Consider the following 6,531-nt stretch of genomic DNA (forward strand, 5'->3'; position numbering starts at 1 on the left):
CGAGCCAGCCGGGGCTATCCGGCTCGCAGCAACGCGAAGCCGGCAAGGTCACGTCGACTCACTGCGCCCAGCTTCGCCCGTGCTTGGGCGATGTGCGATTCGACGGTGCGCACGCTGCAGTGCAGGCGTAGTGCGATTTGCTGGTTACTGAGTCCGGTTGCGGCGAGCGCCGCGGTTTCCCGTTCCCTGGGAGTCAGTGGCGTGTAGCCGCCCGTCGGCAGCGTGCCTTGTCGATACCACGGCATAAGTTGGGATACCCGGGCCTCAACCCACTGAAGGTGTTCGTCGCAGAGCTGTGCCCCGCCCACTGAACGCCTCCGCAGATAGATATCGCGCGCCTGACCGAATGCGGCGGCGGCCGGGGCCCACTTTTCGAGTGCCCGGAGTTGCTCGGCGATGCGAACGAGCTCGAGCGGATTCTCCGCCGCGGCGGCCCTCAGGTGCGCGGCGCGCAAACGGAGCAGCGGAAGCGTTGGCTCACGCTGCTCGGCAGACGGAGGTGGTTGCTGCTCTGGCCGCAGCCGGTCAGCACACGCCAGGTAGTGCACGATGTCGGACAGCGGCCCCGCGCGCGAGGGGATCACATGTTCGCGTGTGACGACAGAGAGGAGCGTCGCGTGCGTCTCGTCGAGTCTGTGCTGGAGGCGCAGTGGAATGATGCGGGGCGCACACGCGAGGAAGCGTTCCCACTCGGTCACCGCCCTGGGGCCGTCACCGCAGGCGAGCGCGGTGGCAGCAGCCGAGAAGTGCCGCATCCACCTGACGTGGTACTCGCGCAGGGGGCCACGCGCAGCAAGTTCTTGGAACTCGTCGATGCGCGCATGAAACTGACCGGCGAGTAACGCGGCGAGGCACTGTGCGAGCAGCATCGCGGAGGCGACATGCTGTAACTGCTCGACTGAGTAGGCCGAGGATGTGGGAAGCGGGCGGTCGCCTGAGAGCCACGACGCCGCGGGGACGTGCCCGGCCCACACGTCCTCGAGGTCGGCGAGGGTCGTCGCCAACAGCCCGACATGGGAGTCCGGGGTGGTACTTGCCAGGTGTCGGAGATGTCCGCTGTCGAGGCTATCCGGCGTGCGAGTGTTCCATAGGCTCAGCACGATTCGCACGTCGTCCGATGCGGGCGATGGCTCGGTACTGGCTGCGAACGGATCCGCTCCCGACGGAGCGAGCTCGTTGAGCCTCGACCGGAGATATGCACGTGCCAGGAGGGCCGGGGGATCCTGGGTAGCTGGCAGTCGTTCGAGCGCCGAGAGCCCCGCGCCAGCTCCAACGAGCGTGCTCAAGACAGCTGCGTGCGCGAGGCCGTCGCCAGCTACATGCCCTCCGCCGGCCCGCAGCAGGAGCGATCGAGCGAGCCCTTCCTCACCAAAGACCGCCAGCTTCGCGATGCTGTGCTGCACGAGCGCGGCCCGCTGTTCGTGTGGCAGGGGGCCAGCCTCCGAGCTGCCTTCGGGGAAAGCTCGCGAGCAGAACAACGCCTCGCTCTCGGTGAGCGGAAAACCCAGGGCGGCCTTCGTCAACAGCCGTCGTTGCAGGGCGAGTTCAAAGCGGTCGACATGCGAAGGTGAGGCGTCCCCGGCAAGCGCGGCCGCCATGACGCGCGGCACGTACAGCAGTGCGCGATTCTGGTCTTGCAACAGCACACCTCTGCGAATGAGCACTGCTGCAGTAGCGGTTCCCACCAGGTCTTCGATTCCCGCGAGGTCCATCGGCTCAACTGCCGCCAGCGTAACAGCGGCCGATGCCACCTCTGGCGGGACAGCTCCCACGACTCTCGCGACGCTACTGAGCGCGGTTGAGGAGCGCTCGAGGAACTGATCTCGGGCAACGTTCGGCCGGGGAAAGGTCACGAGTCCCCCCTCGCGTGCGAGTTTGAGGAGGTCGAGCGCCCAACCGGGGCGGCCCTTGGCGAGCTCAACAATTGCCGCTGCGACCGTCGCATCAATGGTGAAGTCGCTGCGGGCGTGAATGAGACGCTCGATCTCCCCAGGGGCCAGTGGTCGCAAGTCGATGCTGTGGAACGCGTCGAGCAGTGTGCGGCCACTGTCCGACTCGAGGTCCAACTCGCTGAGCGCAGCAGCGAGCGGGCTGTCTTGGTTGCTTGGGTCAACCACGACTACGCAAGGGCTGGAGGCTGCGATACGTCCCCTCACCCCAGCAAGCAGGTGCGGTCCTGCCTGCTCAAAGGCGTCGATGAGTGCCACCGTGCCTATGGGGGCGTCAGCCACCTGCTCCGGCGTGTGAATATCAGCGGCCCGAAATGTGAGTGACGGGATGGCCGCGTCGCTCAGGAGTTCAGCGAGTGCTCCCAGGAAGCTCGTTCGGCCACTCCCAGCCGGGGCGGTGATGATGAGACTGGCACCCAGCCGCAGCGCAGCGATGGCTTGGGTGAGGGTCTCCTCACGAAAAACGTACGTCACTCTGCACCTTCTTAAAAACTCGTCGGTGAGTCCAAATCAAGTCCATCCGGGGCGCACAGGCCTTGCTCTGAGAATACCGAGCTTGCCCGCGGGGTCAAGAGGCAATATCGCGCACCCTCGCGCCGCCATTCTCAGTAGTGAGCCCGATGGCTCTCAGTAATACCGAGTTCCGTAGGCGAGTGTGCCCCCACCTGCCTAAGCTCGCGACACCTGGGGTTATTGCGTCGCCTGACACGGTGAAGTGTTTTGGCGTCATCAATCACCCGTCACGCCGCTGTGAAATGAAGGGGACCGTGTAATGAAAGATCCAGACCTGTTCGTGAGAGGTAGATGGTTCTCACGACCGTTAGCTGTTGCGACCGCAGCAGCGATGGTTGTCGCTCCCGTGGTGCTCTCGAGCACAGCCGCGGTTGCAGACAGCAGCCCCACTTCAGCGGATTCAGCTGCCCATGGCCACTGGCTGTGGGCAGAGGGCCTCGGCCTCGACGTCGTGGGTGCGGCCTACACTCAGAGTGAGTTCGGGGTCACGCCAGGCCCGGTGACTGATCCGCTCAACTTGAGCGTGCTCGGCGGCCTTGCGAGTCTCAATGTCGGAACTATCTCGCTTCCTCTGATCAAGCCCTCTGACACTGATCCAGGTCTGCTTCGCTTGGGCAATCTGGGGGCAATCTCGAGCTACGCAGCCTCTCCGAGTGCGACAGAATCGACCGCCTCGAGCGGGCTCATCAATTCAGACGGTTCTCTCAACCTCGATGCGGCATCGAACGGCGGATACGGGCTCGCGACGCTCGACGTGAGTGACCTACTCGCTCAGCTGATCGGGCCGGACGTCGCCGGGCAGCTCCTCGACGAGGCCTCGGTCGGGATCGGCGTGCTCGGCTCACGAACGAGCATGAAAGCGGGGGCTGAGAACTCTGAGTACATGCTGACCGAACTCGATCTCAACGTTCACAGCCCTGTTGTCGGCGGGCTCGCTGGCACGGTCGACGCATCTCTGCAGACGCTTTTGAAGCCGCTGCAGGATCTCCTCGGTCCGGGTGGAGACATCGAGAAGACGCTCACCGCCCTCGTGAGCACCATCGGTGGCTTGCCACTCGTCAACGCAACATTGAATGAAGCGTCGATCGACACGACAAGCCTATTTAACGAGGTGCGGACGGTGTTGTTTCACGCTCCACTCTCGGACCAAGACGGGAGCGTGTTCATTGATCTCGAGACCGGAACAATCTCGGTCGACCTTGGCTCGCTCGTCATGGACCGCACGGGGGCGGAGGATCTCAACTCCCTGCCCGCGAACACGGAAGTCTTGCACGGCGACACGGTAAACGCCATTCTCGACGGTGTGACCGATGCCCTCACAGGAGCAGGTCCAAACTCACTCCTCTCGAAGGTTGTGGCTACTGTCCAGAATGGGCTCTATAACGCCAGCGTGAACGTGAGTGTCCAAGCGGATATTAGCGTTCCCGCTCTGCTCCCCGGCCTTCCTCCACTCCCGCTTGTGAACGCTCCCGTCACCATCGAGGGGACCCTTGGCGGGTTCGTTGGTGCGCCAGGACACACCGCCCCGGTTACTGACGTCAGCGAGATCGACGTCGTCGGTATTCCCCTAGGGCTCGTTCTGCAACCGATCACGAGAGCGCTCACTGGGACAGTGGCATCCATCGGGAGCGCGCTGGTTCCGGTTGTCACAAACATTCTCGCCACGCTGCAGCCGACGCTCATGAATGTTGTGTCGCCCATCGTCTCGAACCTGCTCACCGATGGCCTCGGGCCCGTGCTCCGAGGCGTCGCGAACATCACGATCAACCACCAGCCCACTGAGGCACCGTTCAATGCCAGCGGCGGTGATCTCGGGCCAGGGTCAGTCACTACACGAGCGTTGAACGTGAGTCTGCTGCCGGCCCTCGGCGAGAACGGCGCGGTTGCGCTGCAGTTTGGCTCGTCGACCGTCAGGGCACTCGCGGAGGATCCTGCCACTGATCCGGGGGCGGATCCGGGCGCTGATCCAGCTACCGATCCAGGTGCTGATCCGGGTACCGATCCGGGCGCAGACCCGGGTACCGACCCAGGTGCTGACCCGGGTGCTGACCCGGGCGCCGATCCGGGTGCTGACCCGGGCGCTGATCCAGCTACCGATCCAGGTGCTGATCCAGCTACCGATCCAGGTGCTGATCCGGGTACCGATCCGGGCGCAGACCCGGGTACCGATCCGGGTGCTGACCCGGGTGCTGACCCGGGCGCCGATCCGGGTGCTGACCCGGGCGCTGATCCAGCTGCCGATCCAGGTGCTGATCCGGGCGCTGACCCAGGTGCTGACCCGGGTACCGATCCGGGCGCTGACCCAGGTGCTGACCCGGGTGCCGATCCGGGTGCTGACCCGGGTGCCGATCCAGGCGCTGATCCCGGTGCGGATCCGGGGACTGACCCAGGTACTGATCCTGGTGCGGATCCGGGTGCCGATCCAGGAGCTGATCCGGGGAGTGACCCGAGTACGGACACTGGCGTAGAGCCGGGGACTGACCCAGGGGCTGATCCTGGTACGGACCCAGGTACTGATCCTGGTGCGGATCCGGGTACCGATCCAGGAGCTGATCCGGGTGCTGACCCAGGCACTGACCCAGGCACTGACCCAGGCACTGACCCGGGTACTGATCCAGGTACTGATCCTGGTGCTGATCCGGGTAATGATCCAGGCACTGACCCAGGTACCGATCCAGGGGCTGATCCGGGGAGTGACCCGAGTACGGACACTGGCGTAGATCCGGGGACTGACCCAGGGACTGATCCTGGTACCGATCCAGGTGCTGATCCGGGTACTGACCCAGGCACAGATCCCGGCACTGACCCGGGTACCGATCCGGGTGCTGACCCCGGTTCAGAGCCCAAGGTAGATCCGGGCACTGATCCCGGTGCTGACCCAGGAGCTGATCCTGGTACAGATCCTGGGACAGACCCAGGAGCTGATCCCGGTACTGACCCCGGAGCAGACCCGGGCGCTGATCCCGGTACTGACCCCGGAACAGACCCGGGCGCTGATCCCGGCACTGATCCAGCAACCGAACCGGGCGCTGATCCGGGCGCTGACCCCGGAACAGACCCAGGAGCTGACCCCGGTACTGATCCGGGCGCTGACCCAGCGACCGAACCAGGTGCAGATCCCGGTGCTGACCCAGGGGCCGACCCCGGTTCAGAGCCCGGCTCAGAGCCCAAGGCGGACCCGGGTACTGATCCCGGTGCTGACCCCGGCACGGACCCAGCAACCGAACCAGGTGCTGATCCGGGTACTGATCCCGGTGCTGACCCCGGCACGGACCCAGCAACCGAACCAGGTGCTGATCCCGGTGCTGACCCGGCAACTGACCCGGGCGCTGATCCCGGTGCTGACCCGGCAACTGACCCGGGTGCTGACCCCGGTGCTGACCCGGCAACTGACCCGGGTGCTGACCCCGGTGCTGACCCGGCAACCGACCCGGGTGCAGACCCAGGCGCAGACCCAGGCTCGGACCCAGGGAATAACCCAGGGAGCGATCCGAAGGCCGATCCAGGCAGCGATCCAGGCAGCAAGCCCGGTGACAAGCCCGGTGACAAGCCCGGCGGGAACTACGGAGGAGCCGGCGGCAACAAGGGCGGCGGGGGCAACAAGCTCTCGGTGACCGGTGCAGACTCCTTCCTTGGGCTCTCGGTCTTCACCGTCGTGCTGCTCGCGGCAGGTGCCGCACTGCTCGCAGCATCGCGCACCCGCGCGACCTCGGTGGCGAAGCGGAACGGAGGGTAGGAACGCCTGAACTGCAGCGCGGCGATCACGTGAAAAACTCGTGGTCGCCGCGCTGCAGTATTTCCACTACGGTGAAGCAACGGTCCTTTCAATGGGGAGAGCGGGCAACGTGGCGACTTCAACAGAACCAAGAACAGCGAACGCAGTGCGACCGAGGGCTGCGGCCCCCGCCGGGAGACTGCCCCGCGGGGCGAAAGCGACGGCGGGGGTCGCGGTGGCGCTGCTCGCCGTGCATATGTTTTTCACCGGCGTGTACAACACGCCCTCGACCGAGCTCAAGTATCAGGTGCTTCCCGGGGCGGTCGCCGACCGCTACGTGCGCCCCTACCTCGT

Annotated in this window: 2 protein-coding genes; one reads left to right on the top strand and one right to left on the bottom strand. The window is 65.3% G+C overall.

Going from position 1 to position 6,531, the window contains the following annotated elements:
- Nucleotides 1–14: 14 nt before the first annotated feature.
- Complete coding sequence (locus ACI1US_RS05835) at nt 15–2,423, bottom strand: helix-turn-helix transcriptional regulator (protein ID WP_461638919.1); 2,409 nt, start codon at nt 2,421–2,423, stop codon at nt 15–17.
- Nucleotides 2,424–2,721: 298 nt separating this feature from the next.
- Between ACI1US_RS05835 and ACI1US_RS05840 the strand changes: the two genes are divergently transcribed.
- Complete coding sequence (locus tag ACI1US_RS05840; RefSeq protein WP_461638921.1) at nt 2,722–6,198, top strand: choice-of-anchor G family protein; 3,477 nt, start codon at nt 2,722–2,724, stop codon at nt 6,196–6,198.
- The last annotated feature ends 333 nt before the right edge of the window (nt 6,199–6,531 follow it).

The organism is Leucobacter sp. BZR 635, assembly GCF_048061935.2.
Classification (GTDB): domain Bacteria; phylum Actinomycetota; class Actinomycetes; order Actinomycetales; family Microbacteriaceae; genus Leucobacter.